The organism is Aeromonas sp. QDB63, from assembly GCF_027707425.1.
Taxonomy (GTDB): domain Bacteria; phylum Pseudomonadota; class Gammaproteobacteria; order Enterobacterales; family Aeromonadaceae; genus Aeromonas; species Aeromonas caviae.
On record NZ_JAPCIS010000001.1, the window covers coordinates 179,209 to 201,316 of the forward strand.

A 22,108-nucleotide genomic window follows, 5' to 3' on the forward strand; every position below is an offset into this window, starting at 1 on the left:
CCACGCGCATCCCGCGTTATCCGTTTAAACCCAGGCAAGGTCGCGCCGGATACCCGGCGCGACACTCAATCCTCTTACGCGTACAGCGGGTTGACCTTGTCGGCATCGATGCCGTACTTGGCGATGGCTTCGGCCACAACCTGCTTGTCTACCTCGCCGCGCTTGGCCAGTTCGGTCAGGGCAGCAACCACTACGTAGAACTCGTTCACTTCGAAGTGACGACGCAGGTTGGCACGGCTGTCGGAGCGGCCGTAACCGTCGGTACCCAGTACACGGTAGTTCTCGGTCGGAACGAAGGCACGCACCTGATCGGCGAAGGACTTCATGTAGTCAGTCGCAGCGATGGTGGCTTCGCTGCCCAGTACCTGAGCGATGTAGGGCACACGCGCTTCGGCGGTCGGGTGCAGCATGTTCCAGCGATCCGCGTCCTGACCGTCACGAGCCAGTTCGTTGAAGGAGGTGACGCTGAACACGTCGGAACCCACGCCGTACTCGCTGGCCAGGATCTGGGCGGCAGTGCGCACGTGACCCAGGATGGAACCACAACCCAGCAGCTGTACCTTGGCCTTGGTACCGGCCACGGATTCCAGCTTGTAGATACCCTTGCGGATGCCTTCCTCGGCGCCTTCCGGCATGGCCGGCATGGCGTAGTTCTCGTTCAGGGTAGTGATGTAGTAGAACACGTTCTCCGGGTTCTCACCGTACATGCGGCGCAGGCCGTCCTGTACGATCACCGCCACTTCGTAGGCGTAGGACGGGTCGTAGGAGATGCAGTTCGGGATGGTGCCGGCCAGGATGTGGCTGTGACCATCTTCGTGCTGCAGACCTTCGCCGTTAAGAGTGGTACGACCGGAGGTCGCGCCCAGCAGGAAGCCACGGGCTTGCTGGTCGCCGGCTGCCCACGCCATGTCGCCGATCCGCTGGAAGCCGAACATGGAGTAGTAGATGTAGAACGGGATCATCGGGCAGTCGTTGGTGCTGTAAGAGGTTGCAGCAGCCAGCCAGGAGGACATGGCGCCCAGCTCGTTGATACCGTCTTGCAGAACCTGACCCTGCTTGTCTTCCTTGTAGTAGGAGACGATGTCGCGGTCTTGCGGGGTGTACTGCTGACCGTGCGGGCTGTAGATACCGATCTGGCGGAACAGGCCTTCCATACCAAAGGTACGGGCTTCGTCAGCCAGGATCGGCACGATGCGCTTGCCGATGGACTTGTCTTTCAGCATCACGTTCAGGGAACGCACGAACGCCATGGTGGTGGAGATTTCGCGCGCCTGTTCGCCCAGCAGCGGACCGAAGGCATCCAGCGCCGGGATTTCCAGCTTGGTGGTGCTTTCGCGCAGACGGGTCGGTACATAGCCCTTCAGTGCGGCACGACGGGCGTGCAGGTACTTGTGCTCTTCGGTACCCTCTTCGATCTTCAGGTACGGCAGGTTTTCCAGCTGCTCGTCGGTCACCGGCAGGTTGAAACGATCGCGCAGGTGACGCACGGAGCCCAGATCCATCTTCTTGACCTGGTGAGCGATGTTCTTGCCTTCGGCCGCTTCGCCCATGCCATAACCCTTGATGGTCTTGGCCAGGATCACGGTCGGCTTGCCCTTGGTCTCTGCGGCCTTGGTGAAGGCGGCAAACAGTTTACGGGGGTCGTGACCACCGCGGTTCAGGGCGAAGATCTCCTCGTCGGTCATGTCTTTGACCAGCGCGGCGGTTTCCGGGTAACGGTTGAAGAAGTGCTCGCGAACGTAGGCGCCGTCGCGGGACTTCATGGTCTGGTAGTCACCGTCCACGGTTTCGTTCATCAGCTGGATCAGCTTGCCGGAAGTGTCTTTCTTCAGCAGCTCATCCCACTTGCGACCCCAGATGACCTTGGTGACGTCCCAGCCGGCGCCGGAGAACAGGCCTTCCAGCTCGTTGATGACCTTGCCGTTGCCCACAACCGGGCCGTCCAGACGTTGCAGGTTGCAGTTGACCACGAACACCAGGTTGTCGAGCTTTTCACGCACGGCAACGGTCAGGGCACCCTTGGCTTCCGGCTCGTCCATCTCGCCGTCACCCAGGAAGGCGTAAACGGTCTGCTCGGAGCAATCCTTGATGCCACGGTCGGTCAGGTACTTCAGGAAGCGCGCCTGATAGATGGCGGCGATGGGGCCCAGACCCATGGAGACGGTCGGGAACTGCCAGAATTCCGGCATCAGTTTCGGGTGCGGGTAGGAAGGGATACCCTTGCCATCCACTTCCTGACGGAAGTTGTCCAGTTGCTCTTCGGTCAGGCGACCTTCGGCGAAGGCACGGGCGTAGATGCCCGGGGAGATGTGACCCTGGAAGTAGACCAGATCGCCACCGTCCTTCTCGTTGCGGGCACGGAAGAAGTGGTTGTAGCAGACTTCATAGATGGTCGCGGAAGAAGCGAAGGAAGACATGTGACCACCCAGGTCCAGGTCTTTCTTGGAGGCGCGCAGCACGATCATCATGGCGTTCCAGCGGATGATGGCGCGAATGCGGCGTTCCATTTCCAGGTCGCCCGGGTAAGCCGGCTCGTCGCTGGACGGGATGGTGTTGATGTAGTCGCGGTTTGCCTTGGCAGCCACGTCCACACCGCTTGCGCGGGCTTTCTCGGCCAACTGTTCAAGGATGAACTGAGCGCGTTGCGGACCCTCTTCACGCAGCAGGGATTCCAGAGAGGCAAGCCACTCCAGCGTTTCTATCGGGTCCACATCGTTCTTCAGGATATCAGACATGGCTGGTTCCTATGTTGTTGTGATTGCACGGCATTGCACGGCGAAGGGCGCAAGCATTCGACAATTAAGAAAGCCTTGTGGGATTAGTTTTCCTGCTGACGGATCCGACGCATGGATCGCTGGATCCGGCTGTCTTCCCTCTGCATATCCAACAAGGTGTCCTCGATAAAGGCCAGGTGCTCATGACAAGCAGCCCTGGCCCGCTCCGGAGCCCCCGACAGGATAGCCTCGATCAGGCTCGCACGATGGCGACGGATCTTGGCGACCACTCCCGGACGGCGATTCAAAATTTCGTTATTGCGTAAAATGTTCTGCTCGAGCATGGGGCCCATGGCCCGCAACAGGTGCAGCAGCACCACGTTGTGGGAGGCCTCGGCCACGGCCAGATAGAACTGGGTCACGGCGGCCGATTCGACCACCAGCGACCCTTGCTGACCGGCTTCTTCGATGGCGGCTTGCGCCAGGCGAATCCGTTCGAAATCAGCCTCGGTGCCCCGCAGCGCCGCATAGTAGGCACAGATGCCTTCCAGCGCGTGACGAAACTCCAGCAGGTCGTACTGGGCTTCCGGGTGAGTGCTGAGCAGTTCGAACAGGGGGTCGGCGATCCCCTTGCTCAGGGCATTTTGTACGTAAGTGCCACCGCCCTGACGACGATACAAGAGTCCTCTCGCTTCCAGGCGCTGGATGGCTTCGCGCAAGGAAGGGCGCGACACCTGAAACTGGATGGCGAGTTCCCGCTCGGGCGGCAACTTCTGGCCCGGCTGCAGGCTGCCTTCCAGAATCATGCTTTCCAGCTCGGCGACAATGGCGTCGGCCAGCTTGGGCTGAGTTATCTTGATATAGGGCATGAGGCTACTTTGTTAAATTGGTATTACCAATTTTATGGTTGGGGCGAAAATTAGCAGAGGGCTTGAAAAAAGTCCACCCAAAAGATGATCTGAATCAAGAAGCCAGGCTGCCACTTTGGGGGTAAAAACGCGGAATCATGATATAGCTCATAGAAAATGGTCTGACCAATATTTGTGAGCTTGCTCACCGATAACATTTGTTCAACAGCATGAACAATGGCTTGCCAGACAAGGCAAGCCATTGATTCTAAAAACACAAAATAATTTTTAGATTTTTCACTCAAAGTGGAGCTTTTCCCGATAGCGAGGCCATTCGAAACTGTCACCTGGATCCGTCTTGCGGCCCGGCGCGATGTCGCAGTGGCCGACGATACGGTCCGCCGTGATGGCGGGATAACGGTGAACAATCGCCCGGCTGAGGTCCGACAGCACCTCGTATTGCTTGTCGCTGTAGGGAAGCTCGTCGGTCCCTTCCAGTTCGATCCCGATGGAAAAATCGTTGCACGCCTCCCTCCCCTCCCAGCTCGAGACTCCCGCATGCCATGCCCTGGCGCCAAAAGGCACGTACTGTACCAGTTCCCCATCGCGGCGGATCAGGCAGTGGGCCGAGACCCTCAGTTGATGAATACCGGCGAAATAGGGGTGAGCACCGGGATCGAGCCGCCCCAGAAACAGCTCGTCGATAAAGGGGCCACCAAACTGCCCGGGGGGCAGGCTGATGCCGTGTATCACCAGCAAGGAGACATCCTCCGGGCTGAGCCTCTCATTGTGATGGGGGGAAGGCACCTTGCGGGCCTGCTCGCACCATCCTTCTCGATCGATGGAAAACAGGGTTGTGGGTTGTGTCATCGTCTGCTCGACTCACAAATGGAAGCGATGTGCCTCTGGCGGGATGGGAAAACTGGGAACAAGTCTCTGAATTCATGGATAACGCTATGTTAGGCTGAGCCATTCACTCGCGCGATATGGGACACACTATGCACCCGATGGCACGCCGTCTCTGGCTGCTCGCCTGGCTCTCGCTGCTGGGTCTGCTGACCCTCTACTTTCATGGTCGTGAACAACCGTCGGTGACCGCCAGCGGCGATCTGCTGCTCAGGGCCGATGCCAGCGGCCATTATCGTCTGGAGGGTGCCATCAACGACCAGCCGGTGCAACTGCTGCTGGACACAGGAGCAACCCGGGTGACCATACCGAGCCAGGTGGCCGCCCGGCTCGGCCTCGTCGCCACGGGCCGCAGCCGTGTCAACACGGCAGCCGGAGAGATCCAGGTCGAAACCGGCCGGATCGAAAGTCTGGCGATGGGTCCGCTGACCCTGTACGATTTGTCCGTCTTTATCAATCCGGCTGCCGACGGGGAGGAGATCCTGGTGGGCATGAATGCCCTGGGCAGGCTGGAATTGCGCCAGAAAGACAGGCAATTGCTTCTCAGACCCTTGCAGGAATAAGGCATGTTACAACAGGACATCCGCCGCGCCGTGCGCGCCGCACTTCTCGAAGACTTGGGCGATGCCCTCACCGCGCTGGATCAACCGGATGCCAGCGCCGACATCACGGCCCAGCTGATCCCGGCCGATCGCATCTCGACCGCGCGAGTCATCACCCGCGAGGCGGGCGTCTTCTGCGGCCAGCCCTGGGTCGACGAGGTGTTTGCCCAGCTCGGTGGCGAAGTGAAGGTCGAGTGGAAAGTGCAAGATGGTGAACGCCTTGCCCCCAATCAGGAGCTGTTCCGCCTCCATGGCCCCGCCCGCGTGCTGCTGACCGGCGAGCGCAATGCGCTGAACTTCGTGCAGACCCTTTCCGGGGTCGCCACCCTGACCGCCCGTTATGTAGCCGAGCTGGAAGGCACTGACTGCCGCCTGCTCGATACCCGCAAGACCCTGCCCGGCCTGCGCAGCGCCCAGAAGTATGCGGTCACCTGCGGCGGCGGCAAAAACCACCGCATCGGTCTGTTTGATGCCTACCTCATCAAGGAGAACCACATTCTCGCCTGCGGCGGCATCGCTGAAGCAATCAGCGAAGCGCGCCGTCTCAATCCGGGCAAACCGGTGGAGGTGGAGGTCGAATCCCTGGCCGAGCTGGCACAGGCTCTGGCCGCCAGCGCCGATATAGTGATGCTGGACAACTTCGATGTGCCCATGATGCGCGAAGCCGTGACCCTCAATCAGGGCCGTGCCAAGCTGGAGGTCTCCGGCAATGTGACGCTGGACACGCTGGCAGAATATGCCGCCACCGGCGTCGACTTTATCTCGGTAGGGGCACTGACCAAGCATGTGCGGGCACTGGATCTCTCCATGCGCTTTGTTTAGCTGAAAAGGCTAGCTGAGAAAGACTCGCGATCTCATCATGGCTCGGCTGACATATTAAGAAGATGAAGGACTTGCAAAAGGCGCCACGGGCGCCTTTTCTTTAAGGCAGGATCCCTCGGCAAAGGAGTGTGAGATGGACCCATCCCGCCAGTAAAAAAGAGTCGATAGGGACTCTTCATCCATGATTTATATCAAAATTTTCACAAATAACAGAAAGATTGTTAACAAGGACCCCGACCTCTGTTGCCAAGTCAAACAGCTCGGATAAGATACTGACGTGTGGATAGTTTTCCATCGGCACTTCCCAGGAACCAAGGACAAAAAGGATATTTGAAATGAAGAAGCAATCAGGCTTTACCCTTATCGAATTGATGATCGTGGTCGCGATCGTGGCCATTCTGGCGGCGGTAGCACTGCCGGCTTATCAAAACTATACCGCGAAAGCAAAGTTTACTGAGGTGGTTGCAGCAACAGGAGCGGCAAAAGCATCGGTCGAACTCTGTTACAACAATCTGTCCACACTAACTGGATGCAGCGGTGGGTCAAATGGCATACCAGCAAACATAACTACGACCACCGGCAACCTAGCATCCTTATCGACCACTAATGGTGTCATTACGGCTACTGCTATTGGAGCAAGTAATGCCCCAGTAAATGGCTTGAAAGGTCAGACTTATATACTGACGCCAACTATTACAAACAACAAAGTCATCTGGAGTAACAATGCATCAGGGGCTGTCAGTTCTTGCATAGCTGATGGTGTTTGCTAATTAATGACCTCTAGCCTTAATAGCGGCCTGGCCACCAGCTTGGCCGCTTCTTCCCTCCTCAGTGAGCCGGACTCACAGCGCTATCTGAGCCAGGCCAAGGCGCAGCGCAAGCCCTTTGTCACCTTCCTGATTGAAAACGACATCCTCGACAGCAAAGCTCTCGCCGATTTCTGCGAGCTGGAATATGGGGTACCTCTGCTGGATCTGGCGGCCTTCGATCTCGCCGAGATCCCGCAGAAATACCTCAATCAAAAGCTGATTGAAAAACACCATGTGCTGCCCATCTACACCCAGGGGCATACCCTCTATATCGCCATGTCCGATCCGACCAACGTGTCGGCACTGGAGGATTTTGGCTTCAGCTTCGGGCTCCATACAGAAGCCCTGCTGGTGGAAGAGAACAAGCTCACCGCCGCCATCGGCAAGCTGCTGGAAAGCGAGCAGGATGCCCTCGGCATGGAGGAGATCGACGAGTCGGAGATCTCCGAGCTGGAAGTCTCGGACGAAAACTCCCGCCTCGATGAGAGCGTCAATACCGCAGATGACGATGCCCCCATCGTCAAATACATCAATAAAATCATGATGGATGCCATCAAGCGCGGCGCCTCCGACCTGCACTTCGAACCCTATGAGACCAAGTACCGTATCCGCTTTCGGGTAGACGGCATACTGCACGAAGTCGCCACGCCGCCGGTCAACCTGGCCAACCGCTTCGCGGCTCGTCTCAAGGTGATGGCGCGGCTCGACATTGCCGAACGGCGCCTGCCCCAGGATGGCCGGATCAAGCTCAAGATCTCACGCAACAGATCCATGGACATGCGGGTCAACACCCTGCCCACCATGTGGGGCGAAAAAATCGTGATCCGGTTGCTGGACTCCTCGGCCGCCCGGCTCAATATCGATCAACTCGGCTTTGACGACCGGCAGAAGACGCAATACCTGCACGCCCTCTCCAAACCTCAGGGCATGATCCTGGTGACCGGCCCTACGGGGTCAGGCAAGACGGTCTCACTCTATACCGGCCTCAACATCCTCAACACCAGCGAGGTCAATATCTCCACCGCCGAAGATCCGGTTGAGATAAACCTGCCCGGCGTCAACCAGGTGCAGATCAATCCCAAGGCGGGGCTCACCTTCGCCAGCGCCCTGCGCTCCTTCCTGCGCCAGGATCCCGACATCGTCATGGTGGGGGAGATACGGGATTTGGAAACCGCCGAGATCGCCATCAAGGCCGCCCAGACCGGTCACCTGGTGCTCTCCACCCTGCACACCAACTCGGCGGCAGAAACGCTCACCCGGATGATGAACATGGGGGTGCCGGCCTTCAACATCGCCTCTTCGGTCACCCTCATCATGGCCCAGCGTCTCGCCCGCAAACTGTGCGACCACTGCAAGTCCCCCGAAACGGTTCCAGAAGCCGAGCTGCTGGAGCTCGGTTTTACCCAGCAGCAGCTGGCCGTTGGCTTGCGCCTGTTCAAGCCCGTGGGTTGCAAGGAGTGCTCGGGAGGGTACCGTGGGCGGGTCGGGATCTATGAGATCATGCTGATGTCCGACAACATCGCCAAACTTATCATGCAGGGAGCCAATTCGCTGCAAATCGCGGCCATCGCTCAAAAGGAAGGAATGCGTACCCTGCGGATCTCGGGTCTTGAAAAAGCCCGTCTTGGGGTCACCAGCTTGGCTGAAATCAACCGGATTACCACCAACTGAGTAGAATGTTCGAGGCATCTCACCGGGTGACGCTGCTGCCAACACCCCGATGACCTTCTTCAAGCCAAGATGAGCCGGACAGGCAGCAGCATCCGGCCACCGTCGCCCAATTGCAGGATGCAGTGATGGCCACATTAGCTCAAAAACGCAACGCACCGAAAAAAGTCTTCTCCTACCGCTGGCACGGCGTCAACCGCAAGGGACAGAAGGTCTCCGGCGAGCTGCAAGCCGACAGCATCACCACCGTCAAGGCCGAGCTGCGCAAGCAGGGCGTCAACGTCACCAGGGTCAGCAAGCAGAGCCAGGGGCTCTTCTCCAAGGGCGGCGCCAAGATCAAGCCGATGGACATCGCCGTCATCTCCCGCCAGATCACTACCATGCTCTCCGCCGGCGTGCCTCTGGTGCAGAGTCTTCAGATCATTGCTCGCGGCCACGAGAAAGCGGCGGTGCGCGAACTCATCGGCCAGATCGCCGCCGATGTGGAAACGGGCACCCCGCTCTCGGAGGCGTTGCGCCGCCATCCCCGCCACTTCGACGACCTCTATTGCGACCTGGTCGAGGCCGGGGAGCAATCCGGTGCCCTGGAGACCATCTACGACCGTATCGCCATCTACCGCGAGAAGAACGAAGCCCTCAAATCCAAGATCAAGAAGGCCATGTTCTATCCGTCCATGGTCATTCTGGTGGCCATCGTCGTCACCTCCATCCTGCTGCTCTTCGTCATTCCCCAGTTCGAGGATATCTTCAAGAGCTTCGGTGCCGAACTGCCCGCCTTCACCCGGTTCGTCATCGCCATCTCCCGCTTCATGCAGGAGTGGTGGTACGCCATCTTTGGCGGCGCGGCTCTCGCCGTCTTCCTCTATGTGCGGGCCTGGCGAAAATCCCAGAAGGTCAGGGACAACACGGACAAGTTCATCCTCACCATTCCCGTGGTGGGCAACATACTGCACAAGGCGGCCATGGCCCGTTTTGCCCGCACCCTCTCCACCACCTTCTCCGCCGGTATCCCGCTGGTGGATGCCCTGGTCTCGGCGGCCGGAGCATCCGGCAACTATGTCTATCGCACTGCGACCATGGCCATTCGCAACGAGGTGGTGGCCGGCATGCAGATCAACGTCGCCATGCGCACCGTGGATCTTTTCCCCGACATGGTGACCCAGATGGTGATGATCGGTGAGGAATCCGGCGCCATCGACGACATGCTCTCCAAGGTCGCCGCCATTTTCGAACAGGAAGTGGACGACATGGTCGACGGCCTCACCAGCCTGCTCGAACCCATCATCATGGTGGTGCTCGGGGTGCTGGTCGGCGGCATGGTCGTGGCCATGTACCTCCCCATCTTCAAGCTGGGCTCTGTGATACACTGACCCCCTCGACAGAGGGCCGGGCGGTGCATTTCCCCCGGCCATCTGCCATCCCCGTTCCCGACACAAGCGATTGATCTATGGTGCCTTTGATCGAACTGGCCCAGGGCTTGCCCTGGCTCTATCTCTCCTTGATTTTCCTTTTCTCCCTGATGGTGGGCAGCTTCCTGAACGTGGTGATCCATCGTCTGCCCATCATGATGGAGCAGGCCTGGCATGCCGAATACAGCGACTATTTCGGTGACGGTGAAGAGACTCCTCCTGCAACCGGACGATACAACCTCATGGTGCCTCGCTCCCGCTGCCCCCACTGCGACCACCCCATAGGGGCGTTGGAGAACATTCCCCTGCTGAGCTGGCTATGGCTCAGGGGGCGCTGCCGCAACTGCCACGCCCCCATTTCGGCTCGCTATCCCCTGGTTGAGCTGCTCACCGCCCTGCTGTCGGTCTCGGTAGCAGCCGCGCTTGCCCCCGGCTGGGGCACCCTTGCCGCTCTGTTGCTCACCTGGACATTGGTCGCACTGACCTTCATCGACCTGGACAAGATGCTCTTGCCGGATCAGCTCACCCTGCCCCTGCTCTGGGGTGGCCTGCTGTTCAATCTGGCGGGCGGTTTCGTGCCCCTGGCCGATGGGGTGGTCGGCGCCATGGCTGGCTATCTGGTGCTCTGGAGCCTCTACTGGACCTTCAAGCTGCTGACCGGCAAGGAAGGGATGGGGTACGGGGATTTCAAACTGCTGGCGGCGCTGGGCGCCTGGCTCGGCTGGCAAGCCTTGCCCATCGTGCTGCTGCTCTCTTCGCTGGCGGGCGCCATCATCGGCATCGGTCTCATCCTGCTGCGCAACCACCACCAGAGCAAACCCATTCCCTTTGGCCCCTATCTCGCCATCGCGGGCTGGATAACGCTGCTGTGGGGCGATAGCATCACCCGCTGGTATCTTGATGTCGTGCTCTAGCAAAAGGATCTCTGACCCATGTATGTAGTCGCAATCACAGGGGGAATCGGCAGCGGCAAGACCACGGTTGCCAACCGCTTTGCCGAGCTGGGCATCGAGGTGGTGGATGCGGACATCATCGCCCGCGAGGTAGTGGAGCCCGGCACCCCTGCTCTGGCTGCCATCGCCGCCCATTTTGGCCCGGATGTCGTTGCCCCCGATGGCCAGCTCGATCGCCGCCGGCTGCGAGAGCGGATCTTCACCGATTCGCAGGCCAAGGAGTGGCTCAATGCCCTGCTCCATCCCCTCATCCGCAGCGAGATGCTGCGCCAGTGTGAGGCAACCCGCTCCCCCTACTGCCTGCTGGTCGTCCCCTTGCTGGTGGAAAACAGGCTCACTTCCCTCGCCGATCGGGTACTGGTGATCGATGTGGACGAAGCGACGCAAATCGAGCGTACCTGCCGCCGCGATGACGTCACTCGGGAACAGGTCCAGGCGATACTGGCGTCCCAGGCGAGCCGCAGCGAACGCCTGGCGATGGCCGACGACGTCCTGGACAACCAGAGTGGTACGAGTGAGACCATCGGGCAGCGAATTTTCGCCCTGCACCAGACATATCTGGCATTTGCCTCTCAACAAGCCCACCAACTGTGAGTACACTAGGCCGGTTTATGGCTGGCCAGGATTAGGCATGATTTACGATTTTCCCCTCAATGAAAAAAGCCGGACCTATCTTCGTCTGGAGTCCCTGTTTTCCCAGATCCGCGACAATCTGGAGAGTGACCAGTCCTGGGCACATATCGCCTTCTTCAAGGGGTTGTTCGATTTGCAGGAGTTGCTGGAGCGTGGTGACCTGCGTGCCGATCTCATCAAGGATCTGGAGCGCCTCGGCCAACGCCTGAGCCACTGGGCCAGTCTGCCTGACGTCGATCTCGAGCAGATCCAGCGGATGCAGCAGGAGAGCACCCAGCTCTCCCGCAACCTGCTGAACTCCCCGCGCCCCGGCGCCCGTCTGAAAGAGGATCGCCTGCTCGGCTCCATTCGTCAGCGCTTCTCCATTCCGGGTGGTCTGTGCGCCTTCGATGTGCCGCAACTGCACCACTGGCTGGCGACCCCGGCCGTCACCCGCCACCAGCAGATGCAGCAATGGCTGAGTGACATCACCCTGCTGATGAACGCCATCTCCCTGTTGCTGCGCCTGTGGCGCGAGTCGGGCAACTTCAGCGACCAGGTGGCCACCAACGGCTTCTTCCAGGATACCGCCGAAGGGGCTGAACTGATCCGCATCCGTCTGGCGGGCACCCAGCCCTGCTATCCGACCCTGAGCGGCCACAAGAACCGCTTCGCCCTGCGCTTCCTGCCGACGACGGAGCAGCAGATAGGCGACGTCTCCTTCCAGCTCGCCTGTTGTTGAGGAGCGCCCCATGGTGACCAAGGTAAAGTGTCCGACCTGTCAGAGCGAGATCGAATGGGGTCCGCAGAGCCCGTTTCGCCCCTTCTGCAGCAAGCGCTGCCAGCTGATCGACCTCGGCGAGTGGGCGGATGAACAGAAGCGCATCCCGGGCGAGATCAACCCGGATCTGCTGCCCGACCCGGAACGGGGCGATCCCTGGCAATAAACACTTCACGATCAAAAAAGGGCCCTCAGGCCCTCTTTCGTTGGTATCGATTCCCTTTCAGGCAAGCGAGGCCTGCAACCGCGCGACGATGGGGCCGTTGGCATCCGGGAAGCGGTATTCGTGCAGCGAGGCCAGTGGTACCCAGCGGCACTCCTGTCCCTCCTTGCCAAAGGGCTCGCCGTGGAAACGGGTCACCTTCCAGATATCCAGCAAGACCTGCTTGTCGGGGTAGTCGTGGTGCAGCTCCATGAAGGGGGCACAATCCTGCACCCGGATCCCGATCTCTTCCCACAATTCCCTGTCCAGCGCGGTGAGCAGATCCTCCCCCGACTCCACCTTGCCACCGGGAAACTCCCAGCGGTCCCCCTGATGGCGATCGGCTGAGCGTTTGGCGATGAAGATATCGCCCCGTTCGTTCTCGATGACGCCCACCGCCACCCAGATCCGTTTCTTCTGTTCCATCATTGTCCTCAGCGTAAACACGGCAAACGGGCGATCCAGGGAGCAAGCCGAATGGCCTGCTGATCCCCCCGGGCCCTGAAGAGATCCTGCCCGACATGCTCATTGCCCGGCGGCGCAACCTGCGGCCAGGGCACAGCACCGGGCGGAGTGAAACACCGATCGTGCACCCGCGCGCTCTGGCGCAGATAGCGCCATAAACAGTCTCGCAAGAACCACTGGTCGATGTTCGGTGTTTCCATGGTACTGGGCTGATAGCTCGCCATCAGCGGCGCAAGGGGAGGTAGCACACCGGCCACACCGCCCCACATGCCGGCCAGCACCAGATCGGTGTGGCTCCACCAGTCACGCATGATATGGAACCAGCGCCCCGATGCAAGCCAGTCATCGACCGCCAGCCGCTCCCGCAGATTCAGCACGGAGTCCGCATCGCGCACAAGGAAGCGCCCCACTCCGGGATCATTGGCGACCAGGAAGCGCCAGCAGAGGCGCTGACGCTGGGATTGGCCATCGGGCTGCACCTTTATCTCTGCGCCATGTTCCTGCAGGCAGGCCAGAAACCCCTGAGAGACACTGCCATCCACATAAAAGCGCACCCGCCAGCCCGGATAGAGGTAAGCTGCGGCCAGCACATTGTCGAGCGCTCCCCGCAAATAGCGGGGCTGTACCCCCCACAAGGAGAAGGCGATGACTGCCTGCTTCTCCCCCTGCTCCGCGAGCCAGACATCCGGCCCCTCTGCCGGCAGCACCCACCCCGCGACGGGCTGCGAGACGGCCTCATCCTTGAGAGTCAGGGCACGGGTTCCCGCTTGTGCCGCTTCTTCATGGCGTCCTAGCTTGGCAAGGGAAGTGCAAAGCCCGTCATGGACCAGATAATCATCCGGCTCGCGCCGCACCAGTTCGACCAGGTGCGTCACGGCCCGCTCATGTTGATCGGAGCGCGAGAGGCAGACACAGAGATTGCGCAGCACCTCAGTGTTATCGGGCGCGGACCGGTACGCCAGCGTCAGCACCTGTGCCGCCGAGGCGGGATCGCCGGACAAAAAGAGGTAATAGGCAAACTGCAGTTGCAGGGGAACGGATTTGTTCGTCTCTTCGTTCAGCCTGCTCAGCACACAACGGATCGCCTCCTGGCGTCTCTCCTGCAGCCAGTGCCCATGTGCCTCCCCATCCCATCCCGCCGGCAATCTGCTCATCGTCCCCTCCTTGGTCCGAAAATGAATACACCGCCCGGAGGCGGTGTATTCATCATGGCAGGGTGTCAGGTCAGCTGACCGTGACAGTGCTTGTATTTTTTACCCGAACCACAGGGGCAGGGATCATTGCGCCCGATCTTCTGCTCGTCGCGCACGAAGGTGGTATGGCCCTCGGCCCCACCCGTATCCTCGTCAGCCAGCTGGTTTTCGGCCGTGGCATGGGTGTAGGTACGGGGAGCGGCTTCGGCCTGCTGGCGCTGCTGCTCTTCCATCGCCTCCACATCCCGCTCCTGCACCTGTACCCGGCTCAGGATACTGACCACGTCGCGCTTGAGGGTCTCCAGCATCTGGGTGAACAGATCGAAGGATTCGCGCTTGTACTCCTGTTTGGGGTTCTTCTGTGCGTAGCCGCGCAGATGGATGCCCTGACGCAGGTGATCCATGGCCGCCAGGTGCTCCTTCCACAGACCATCCAGCGTTTGCAGCATCACCGCCTTCTCGAAGTTGCGCAGCACCTCCTTGCCGACCAGCTCTTCCTTGTGGGCATAGAGCTTGGTGGCTTCATCCAGGATGCGTTCACGCAGCTTCTCTTCATACAGCTTGTCGTCTTCCGCCAGCCACTGCTGCAACGGCAGATCCAGGGCGAAATCGGACTTCAGACGCGCTTCCAGACCCGGCACGTCCCACATCTCTTCCAGGGACTGGGGCGGGATGTACTCGTCGATGATGGCGCCGTAGACGTCGTCACGGATGACGTGAATGGTCTCGGAGATGTCGTTGGTGTCCAGCAGTTCGTTGCGCTGCTCGTAGACCACCTTGCGCTGATCGTTGGCCACGTCGTCGAACTCGAGCAGGTTTTTACGGATGTCGAAGTTGCGACCTTCCACCTTGCGCTGGGCATTCTCGATGGCCTTGGTCACCCAGGGATGCTCGATGGCCTCGCCCTCTTCCATACCCAGCTTCTTCATCATGCCGGTCACGCGGTCGGAGGCGAAGATCCGCATCAGGGTATCTTCCATGGAGAGGTAGAAGCGGGAGGAACCCGGATCACCCTGACGACCGGAACGGCCGCGCAGCTGGTTGTCGATACGGCGGGATTCGTGACGCTCGGTACCGATGATATGCAGACCACCGGCCGCCAGTACTTCGTCATGACGCACCTGCCAGGCCGCTTTCAGCTCGGCAATCTGCTCGCTTGACGGGTTTTCCAGCTGGGCGATCTCCGCCTGCCAGTTGCCACCCAGCACGATGTCGGTACCACGACCGGCCATGTTGGTGGCGATGGTGACAGCGCCGGTCTGGCCGGCCTGGGCGACGATCTCCGCTTCCATGGCATGGAACTTGGCGTTCAGTACCTTGTGCGGGATATTTTCCTTGGTCAGGATGCCGGAGAGCAGCTCGGAGTTCTCGATGGAGACGGTACCGACCAGCACGGGCTGGCCGCGCTTCACGCACTCGCGAATGTCCTGCACGATGGCCGCGTATTTCTCCTGGGCGGTCAGGTAGACGAGATCGCCCATGTCCTTGCGCACCATCGGCTTGTTGGTCGGGATGACCACGGTATCCAGGCCATAGATCTGCTGGAATTCAAAGGCTTCGGTATCCGCAGTACCGGTCATGCCCGCCAGCTTGTCGTACAGACGGAAGTAGTTCTGGAAGGTGATGGAGGCCAGGGTCTGGTTCTCGTTCTGGATCTTGACCCCTTCCTTCGCCTCGACCGCCTGGTGCAGACCGTCTGACCAGCGACGACCCGGCATGGTGCGGCCGGTGTGCTCGTCGACGATGACGATCTCGTCCTTCTGGACGATATAGTCGACGTTGCGCTCGAACAGGGTGTGCGCGCGCAGGCCGGCATTGACGTGATGCAGCAGGCTGATATTGGTGGCGGAGAACAGGGAGTCATCCTCGGCCAGCAGTCCCTCTTTCTTGAGCAGCTCTTCCACGAAGATCTGGCCGTTTTCGGTCAGCAGCGCCTGGCGGTTCTTCTCGTCCACCGTGTAGTGACCGTCGCCGGTGTACTCCTCGGAGTCTTCCTTGTCCTGCTTGACCAGCAGCGGGATCAACTTGTTGATCTGGGTGTACATGGCGGAGCTGTCTTCCGCCGGACCGGAGATGATGAGCGGGGTGCGGGCTTCATCGATGAGCACCGAGTCCACCTCATCCACCAGCGCGTAGTTGAGCGGACGCTGTACGCGCTGCTCCGGCGAGAATGCCATGTTGTCGCGCAGGTAGTCGAAACCGAATTCGTTGTTGGTACCGTAGGTGATGTCGGCAGCGTAGGCATCGCGCTTCTGGGATGCATCCATGCCGGGCACGTTGCAGTCCACCGTCATGCCGAGGAAGGCGAACAGCGGGCGGTTGGCTTCCGCATCACGCTTGGCCAGATAGTCGTTCACCGTCACGACGTGCACACCGCGGCCGGTCAGGGCGTTCAGGTAGGCCGGCAGGGTCGCGGTGAGGGTCTTGCCTTCACCCGTCTTCATCTCGGCGATACGGTTGGAGTTCAGCACCATGCCGCCGATCAGCTGGACGTCGAAGTGGCGCATGCCGAACACCCGGCGGGAGGCTTCACGCACGGTGGCGAAGGCCTCCGGCAGCAACTGCTCCAGGGTCTCACCCTGCTCCAGGCGCTGGCGATACTCGGCGGTCTTGGCCTGCAGCTCGCTGTCGGACAGTGCCTCGAACTGAGGCTCCATCGCATTGATCTGTTTTACAATTTTGCGCAAAGCCTTGAGCGTTCTGTCGTTCCGGCTGCCGATAATCTTGGTGAGCAGTGTGCTAATCATGGGTACCAACTGTTTTGGTTATATAAGCGTTCCGTCACTGGAACCTGAAGAAAAAACCTAACCCCGTCTGGCATTCAGAAAGCGCGCGGGGTTGACCTGACGACCATCTTTCAACACTTCGTAATGCAAATGAACTCCGGTTGCACGACCGGTTCGCCCCATCAGGGCAATCTTCTGGCCCTCATCGACCAGGGTGCCCACATCCACCAGTAACTTGGAATTGTGGGCATAGCGGGTGACCAGACCATTGCCATGGTCGATTTCCACCATGTTGCCAAATTCAGGGTGACGGCCAGCCCAGCTGACGATCCCCTTGCCGGTCGCCAGGATGGGCGTGCCGGGCTTGCCACGGAAATCCACTCCCTTGTGCATCTTGGCGCGACCGTTGAACGGATCGACCCGGCCACCGAAGCCGGAGGAGATCCAGACTCGCTCCTGCTTCACCGGTGAACCCGGGATGAAGCCGGCATCGGTGATATGGTGATTCATGATGAAGGTTTCAAGTACCGACAGCTGTTCTTCGCGGCTGCTGAGCTGGCGGTTGAGGTGTTCCATGGAGTCTTGCAATTCGTTGAGGCTGACTTCCAGATCCGCATCATAGGAGGGGCCCCCCATGGGAGGCAGCTCCTTGAAGTTGAACTCTTCGGGATCCAGGTCCGCCTTCTCGGTCAGGCGTTCGCCGAGGGCGTTGAGACGGCCAAGCTGTCCCTGCATGGTGCCCACCTGGGCGGCCAGCATGGCAAGCTGTTCGCGGGCTTCATCGGCCCCTTGCGTGGATTTTTGCTGCTGCGCCAGGGTCAGCGCCACTTCCAGCGCCTCCATTTTCTGCTGCCAGCTCTGCCAGAGCCAGCCGCCCCCCAAGGCCAATACAGTGAAGATAATACCGCCGACCCAGGCCAGACGTTGTTTGGGTAAGTGCAACCTGCGGCGCTGCTTACCGTGGAGGATCAGGGTAATGCTCATAGAAATCTGTCTTCTCGGTCAGGTGAGGCCAAGGGCCTGCACGGGCAATAAAACCGGGAGATAATCGGTATTAAAGGATGGAATAAACAAATGACAGGACGTCGGTGCGGAGAGATGACCGACGTCCTGTTGCACAGCTATCAGGCCAGAACCAGACCGTTGTCGTAGTAAGCGATAGGCGCTTTGTCGCCCTCACCCTCGAAGGTCACCAGTTCCCAGGCCTCCTGCTGGGCCAGCAGGGCACGCAGCAGCTTGTTGTTCAGGGCATGGCCCGTCTTGTAGGCACGGAATTCACCGATGATACTGCGATTGCACATGTACAGATCGCCGATGGCATCCAGCATCTTGTGCTTCACGAACTCGTCTTCGTAGCGCAGACCATCTTCGTTCAGCACCCGGTAGTCATCCAGCACCACGGCGTTTTCCAGGCTGCCGCCCAGTGCCAGGTTCTGGGAACGCAGGTACTCGATGTCACGCATGAAGCCGAAGGTACGGGCACGGCTGATCTCTTTCACGAAGGAGCTGCCGGAGAAGTCCAGCACGCAACGCTGGTTGCGGCCTTCAAACACCGGATGCTGGAAATCGATCTCGAGATCCATCTTGAAGCCGTTGCGATAGGGGTGGAATTCCGCCCACTTGTCGCCGTCTTCAACCCGGATGCTCTGCTTGATCCGCACGAACTGCTTGGGCGCGTTCTGTTCACGAATACCCACTTCCTGCAGCAGATAGATGAACGGATGCGCACTGCCGTCCATTACCGGGATCTCGGGGGCATCAACCTCGACATAGAGGTTGTCGATGCCCATCCCGGCCAGAGCGGCAGACAGATGTTCGATGGTCGACACGCGAACACCGGCTTCGTTCACCAGAGCGGTACAAAGCACGGTATCACGCACCTGATCGGCGTTGGCTGGCAGCGCGACCACAGGATTCAGATCGGTACGCAAGTAAACGATCCCTGTGTTAACAGGCGCCGGACGGAACGTCATAGTGACTTTCCGGCCCGAATGCAGGCCCACACCGGTGGCCTGGACACTCGTTTTCAAGGTTCTTTGTCTAATCATGGGCGTATCCGCTTTAACAGCTCAAATTCCTGACCAGATGGTCGTTGCCGGGCCATCTTAGCACAATCCTTAAGCAACAAACAAACCAGAGCCATCAGAGGCTTAGTCTGCCTGCTTGCGCAGGAACGCAGGAATATCGAGATAATCCGGTTCGCGACGAGCTTGCGGCTCGGCGTTCACCACCTTGGCCGGGGCCTCTTCCATCACGCGAGACTGCAGGGCTTCGCTGATCAGGGGCTGACGGGCCGGACGCTCTTGAACCATGTTGTTCTTGACCAGAGTGATGTCGGGCTTGCGCTCGGCACCGATACCGGTCGCCACTACGGTAACGCGCAGTTCGTCGTGCATTTCCGGGTCGATTACGGTACCCACCACCACGGTAGCGTTCTCGGACGCGAAGGCCTTGACCGCGTTACCCACGGTCTCGAACTCTTCGATGGTCATGTCCATGCCAGCAGTGATGTTGACCAGGATGCCGCGGGCACCGGCCAGATCCACGTCTTCCAGCAGCGGGCTGGAGATGGCCTTCTCGGCCGCTTCTTCGGCACGGTCGTCACCGGAGGCGGAGCCGGTACCCATCATGGCGGTACCCATCTCGCGCATCACGGTACGCACGTCCGCGAAGTCGACGTTGATGAGGCCCGGGCGGGTGATCAGCTCGGCGATGCCCTGTACTGCACCCAGCAGAACGTCGTTGGCCGCCTTGAAGGCGTCCAGCAGGGAGATGCCGCGACCCAGCACCTTCAGCAACTTGTCGTTGGGGATGGTGATCAGTGAGTCGACGTTCTTGGAGAGCTCTTCGATGCCGTGAGCGGCGAAGCCCATCCGCTTCTTCCCTTCGAAGGAGAACGGTTTGGTCACGACGGCAACGGTCAGGATACCCATCTCGCGGGCCACTTCGGCCACGATCGGGGCAGCACCTGTACCAGTACCACCACCCATGCCGGCAGCGATGAACACCATGTCGGAACCGGTCAGCAGCTCGCGCAGCGCTTCCCTGTCTTCCATGGCGGCGTCACGACCCACTTCCGGGTTGGCCCCGGCACCCAGACCCTTGGTGATGCCACCGCCGATCTGCAAGGTGGTATTGGCACTGGAGTTGCGCAGTGCCTGGGCGTCGGTGTTCACGGTGATGAACTCGACACCTTCGATGTTTTGACGAACCATGTGCTCGACTGCGTTGCCGCCGCCGCCACCCACACCTATCACCTTGATGACGGCTTCGTCAGTGTGGCTATCCATAAATTCAAACATGTTGTCTCTCCGCTTTATTTGCCTGACTCAGCAAAATCTTTAGAACTCGCCACGCAACCAGTTGCTGACCCGTTTGACCAGCCCACCTACGCTTGCCTTGGCGGCATATTCCTTGTTACTGCCGGTGGATTGGTTGGTGCGGCCGTACTGCAACAACCCGACCGCAGTCGAGTACACCGGTGCCTGTACGTAGTCACTCAATCCCCGGATATTCATGGGCTCGCCCACCCGGACCTGGCTCTGGAAGATCTGCTCTGCGCACTCCACAATGCCTTCGATCTGGGCCGCGCCACCGGTCAAGACCACACCGGCGGCCAGCTGATGCTTGACCCCCTGTGCCTTCAATTCGCTCTGCACCCGCACCAGCTCGTCATTCACCATGGAGAGCAACTCGGTGTAACGGGGTTCAATCACTTCCGCCAGTGTCTGCCGTTGCAGGCTGCGCGCCGGGCGACCGCCGACACTGGGCACTTCGATATTGTCTTCCTTGCTGACCAGGCGGCCGAGGGCACAGCCATAGCGCACCTTGATCGCCTCCGCATCCAGCGGCGGCGTGCCGAAGGCATAGGCGATGTCGCTGGTCACCGTGCTGCCCGCATAGGGAATCACCTTGGTGTGGCGCAGGGCGCCGCCGGTAAAGAGCGACATGTCCATGGTGCCACCACCGATGTCCACCACGCAGACACCAAGCTCCTTCTCGTCTTCGGTCAGCACGGCGTAGCTGGAGGCCAGGGCGGAGAAGATCAGCTGATCCACCCGCAGACCCACCTTCTCCACACACTTCTCGATGTTGCGCGCCATGTCGTTGTGGCAGGTGATGAGATGCACCTTGGCTGCCATCCGCACGCCGGAGAGGCCAACCGGGTTCTTGATCCCTTCCTGATAGTCGATGGCGAACTCCTGAGGCAGCACGTGCAGCACCCGGAGCTCGTCAGACAACCGCACCGACTTGGCGGTGTGGATGACGTTGTCCACATCCTCCTGGGTCACCTCTTCGTCGGAGATGGGCACCATGCCGGTCTCGTTGCGGCAATCGATGTGCTTGCCGGACAGCCCCAGATAGACGGAACTGATCTGGCAGTCTGCCATCATCTCGGCCTCTTCCACCGCGCGGCGCAGGGACTTGACCACGGAGTCGAGGTCATTGACCCCGCCCTTCTCCATCCCGCGAGAAGCGTGGCTGCCCATGCCGATGACATTGAGTTCGCCATCAGGCAATACTTCGCCAACCAGTACCGCCACCTTGGTCGTGCCGATATCCAGTCCGACAATCAAATTTCTATCTGCGGTGTTGGTCATTCACTTTCTCTTCGCTTTTCTTCCAGCCAACTGCCATCCCGGTGTCGTATCGAAGATCCACGTAAGCAACCCGCTCACGGGGCTCGATGACCGGAAAGGCATCGATAAACCGCTGCAGACGAAGCGCGATATCCGAGCGCCCCACAAACAGCTGAATGTTGCCATCCAGGGTCAGTTCCCAGGCATGGCGGGGGGTCAGATTCACCCCCAGCAACTTGTATCCCTTGGCCGCCAGCAGCGTTTCGTACTGATGGCTGGCTTCCAGCACCTTGGCGGCCTGATCATCGGGCCCAGACAACTGCATCAGGGGCTTCTTCACCCTGTCCGGGGCACTGAATACCTCACCCTTGGTGTTGACGAAGCGGTTGCCGTTCCAGCGAGCCGCCACATCCTGTTCCGTGAGATAGACCTTGATCTTGTTCGGCCACTTCTTTCGTACCGAGACCTGGGCCACCCAGGGCAGAGCGTTCAGACGCGCCTGCAATTCGTTCACATCCAGCTCGAAGAAGTTGCGAAGTTCGGCACCATCCAGCACGGCAGCACGCAACTCATCGGCCTTCAAATATTCGTGTTGCCCCTGCAGCAACAGCTCGCTCATGGGCAACCGACTGGCATCCGTCAGCCAGTCTTTAACATCCAGCGCAGTCTGGTAGAGCCCCCACATGACCAGGATAAAAAATGCCACCCCGGCGATGAAGCCCCCCTTGGTGCGCCCTTGTGCCCTTGCCTCCACCCGATCGATCCCCGTAAAACGCGCCATGCCGGCCACTTGCAGACCGGTTCGCCATTATATAGGC

20 protein-coding genes are annotated in these 22,108 nt (G+C 59.9%); 9 read left to right on the forward strand and 11 right to left on the reverse strand.

Features of this window, described 5'->3' with window-relative positions; genetic code table 11:
- Positions 1 to 74: 74 nt before the first annotated feature.
- The 3 genes from aceE to ampD form a co-directional block, all read right to left on the reverse strand.
- Complete coding sequence (gene aceE / locus PG879_RS00910) at positions 75 to 2,735, reverse strand: pyruvate dehydrogenase (acetyl-transferring), homodimeric type (protein WP_201921357.1); 2,661 nt, start codon at positions 2,733 to 2,735, stop codon at positions 75 to 77.
- Positions 2,736 to 2,818: 83 nt separating this feature from the next.
- Complete coding sequence (pdhR, locus tag PG879_RS00915; protein WP_010675815.1) at positions 2,819 to 3,583, reverse strand: pyruvate dehydrogenase complex transcriptional repressor PdhR; 765 nt, start codon at positions 3,581 to 3,583, stop codon at positions 2,819 to 2,821.
- 276 nt (positions 3,584 to 3,859) lie between these two features.
- Positions 3,860 to 4,432: a 1,6-anhydro-N-acetylmuramyl-L-alanine amidase AmpD gene (ampD, locus tag PG879_RS00920; RefSeq protein ID WP_109421774.1), complete on the reverse strand. Its 573-nt coding sequence runs from the start codon at positions 4,430 to 4,432 to the stop codon at positions 3,860 to 3,862.
- A gap of 128 nt (positions 4,433 to 4,560) precedes the next feature.
- Here ampD and PG879_RS00925 point away from each other — a divergent pair, with 128 nt between their 5' ends.
- The 9 genes from PG879_RS00925 (at position 4,561) to yacG (ending at position 12,290) form a co-directional block, all read left to right on the forward strand.
- Positions 4,561 to 5,031 (forward strand): retropepsin-like aspartic protease family protein, encoded by a 471-nt coding sequence (locus PG879_RS00925; protein ID WP_042015101.1) that lies wholly within the window; start codon positions 4,561 to 4,563, stop codon positions 5,029 to 5,031.
- A 3-nt stretch (positions 5,032 to 5,034) separates the two neighbouring features.
- Positions 5,035 to 5,892, forward strand: coding sequence for a carboxylating nicotinate-nucleotide diphosphorylase (nadC, locus tag PG879_RS00930; RefSeq protein ID WP_203763250.1), 858 nt, complete (start codon positions 5,035 to 5,037; stop codon positions 5,890 to 5,892).
- Positions 5,893 to 6,227: 335 nt separating this feature from the next.
- Positions 6,228 to 6,662, forward strand: a complete 435-nt coding sequence (locus PG879_RS00935) for a pilin (RefSeq protein ID WP_257711446.1) — start codon at positions 6,228 to 6,230, stop codon at positions 6,660 to 6,662.
- A 3-nt stretch (positions 6,663 to 6,665) separates the two neighbouring features.
- Positions 6,666 to 8,372, forward strand: a complete 1,707-nt coding sequence (tapB, locus tag PG879_RS00940) for a PilB family type IVa pilus assembly ATPase TapB (protein ID WP_257711448.1) — start codon at positions 6,666 to 6,668, stop codon at positions 8,370 to 8,372.
- Positions 8,373 to 8,497: 125 nt separating this feature from the next.
- Entirely contained in the window at positions 8,498 to 9,739 is a 1,242-nt protein-coding gene (locus tag PG879_RS00945; protein WP_010675822.1) for a type II secretion system F family protein, read from the forward strand.
- Positions 9,740 to 9,816: 77 nt separating this feature from the next.
- The gene (locus PG879_RS00950) at positions 9,817 to 10,692 is read left to right on the forward strand and encodes a prepilin peptidase (RefSeq protein ID WP_257711449.1); all 876 of its coding nucleotides are present in this window, start codon (positions 9,817 to 9,819) and stop codon (positions 10,690 to 10,692) included.
- Positions 10,693 to 10,710: 18 nt separating this feature from the next.
- A complete protein-coding gene (gene coaE / locus PG879_RS00955; RefSeq protein ID WP_201964293.1) occupies positions 10,711 to 11,325 on the forward strand; it encodes a dephospho-CoA kinase in 615 nt (204 codons plus the stop codon).
- Between the two features lie 37 nt (positions 11,326 to 11,362).
- Positions 11,363 to 12,085 (forward strand): cell division protein ZapD, encoded by a 723-nt coding sequence (gene zapD, locus PG879_RS00960; RefSeq protein ID WP_010675825.1) that lies wholly within the window; start codon positions 11,363 to 11,365, stop codon positions 12,083 to 12,085.
- A gap of 10 nt (positions 12,086 to 12,095) precedes the next feature.
- Positions 12,096 to 12,290 (forward strand): DNA gyrase inhibitor YacG, encoded by a 195-nt coding sequence (gene yacG, locus PG879_RS00965; RefSeq protein WP_010675826.1) that lies wholly within the window; start codon positions 12,096 to 12,098, stop codon positions 12,288 to 12,290.
- 57 nt (positions 12,291 to 12,347) lie between these two features.
- Here the strand turns inward: yacG and mutT are convergent, their stop codons facing one another.
- From mutT to PG879_RS01005, 8 genes are all read right to left on the reverse strand, one after another.
- Positions 12,348 to 12,752 carry an 8-oxo-dGTP diphosphatase MutT gene (mutT, locus tag PG879_RS00970; RefSeq protein ID WP_171864957.1) on the reverse strand — a complete coding sequence of 135 codons (405 nt, stop codon included), beginning with the start codon at positions 12,750 to 12,752 and terminating at the stop codon, positions 12,348 to 12,350.
- An 8-nt stretch (positions 12,753 to 12,760) separates the two neighbouring features.
- Positions 12,761 to 13,945, reverse strand: a complete 1,185-nt coding sequence (locus PG879_RS00975; RefSeq protein ID WP_210555976.1) for a tetratricopeptide repeat protein — start codon at positions 13,943 to 13,945, stop codon at positions 12,761 to 12,763.
- 65 nt (positions 13,946 to 14,010) lie between these two features.
- Positions 14,011 to 16,731, reverse strand: a complete 2,721-nt coding sequence (gene secA / locus PG879_RS00980) for a preprotein translocase subunit SecA (RefSeq protein WP_069785548.1) — start codon at positions 16,729 to 16,731, stop codon at positions 14,011 to 14,013.
- 57 nt (positions 16,732 to 16,788) lie between these two features.
- The gene (locus PG879_RS00985; RefSeq protein ID WP_244053320.1) at positions 16,789 to 17,694 is read right to left on the reverse strand and encodes a M23 family metallopeptidase; all 906 of its coding nucleotides are present in this window, start codon (positions 17,692 to 17,694) and stop codon (positions 16,789 to 16,791) included.
- A 140-nt stretch (positions 17,695 to 17,834) separates the two neighbouring features.
- Positions 17,835 to 18,758, reverse strand: coding sequence for a UDP-3-O-acyl-N-acetylglucosamine deacetylase (lpxC, locus tag PG879_RS00990; protein WP_010675831.1), 924 nt, complete (start codon positions 18,756 to 18,758; stop codon positions 17,835 to 17,837).
- Between the two features lie 102 nt (positions 18,759 to 18,860).
- Entirely contained in the window at positions 18,861 to 20,012 is a 1,152-nt protein-coding gene (ftsZ, locus tag PG879_RS00995) for a cell division protein FtsZ (RefSeq protein WP_005305686.1), read from the reverse strand.
- Between the two features lie 39 nt (positions 20,013 to 20,051).
- Entirely contained in the window at positions 20,052 to 21,311 is a 1,260-nt protein-coding gene (ftsA, locus tag PG879_RS01000; protein WP_010675832.1) for a cell division protein FtsA, read from the reverse strand.
- Positions 21,292 to 22,044 (reverse strand): cell division protein FtsQ/DivIB, encoded by a 753-nt coding sequence (locus tag PG879_RS01005; RefSeq protein WP_029314839.1) that lies wholly within the window; start codon positions 22,042 to 22,044, stop codon positions 21,292 to 21,294. Before PG879_RS01005 ends, ftsA begins: the two co-directional genes overlap by 20 nt.
- Positions 22,045 to 22,108: the final 64 nt, after the last annotated feature.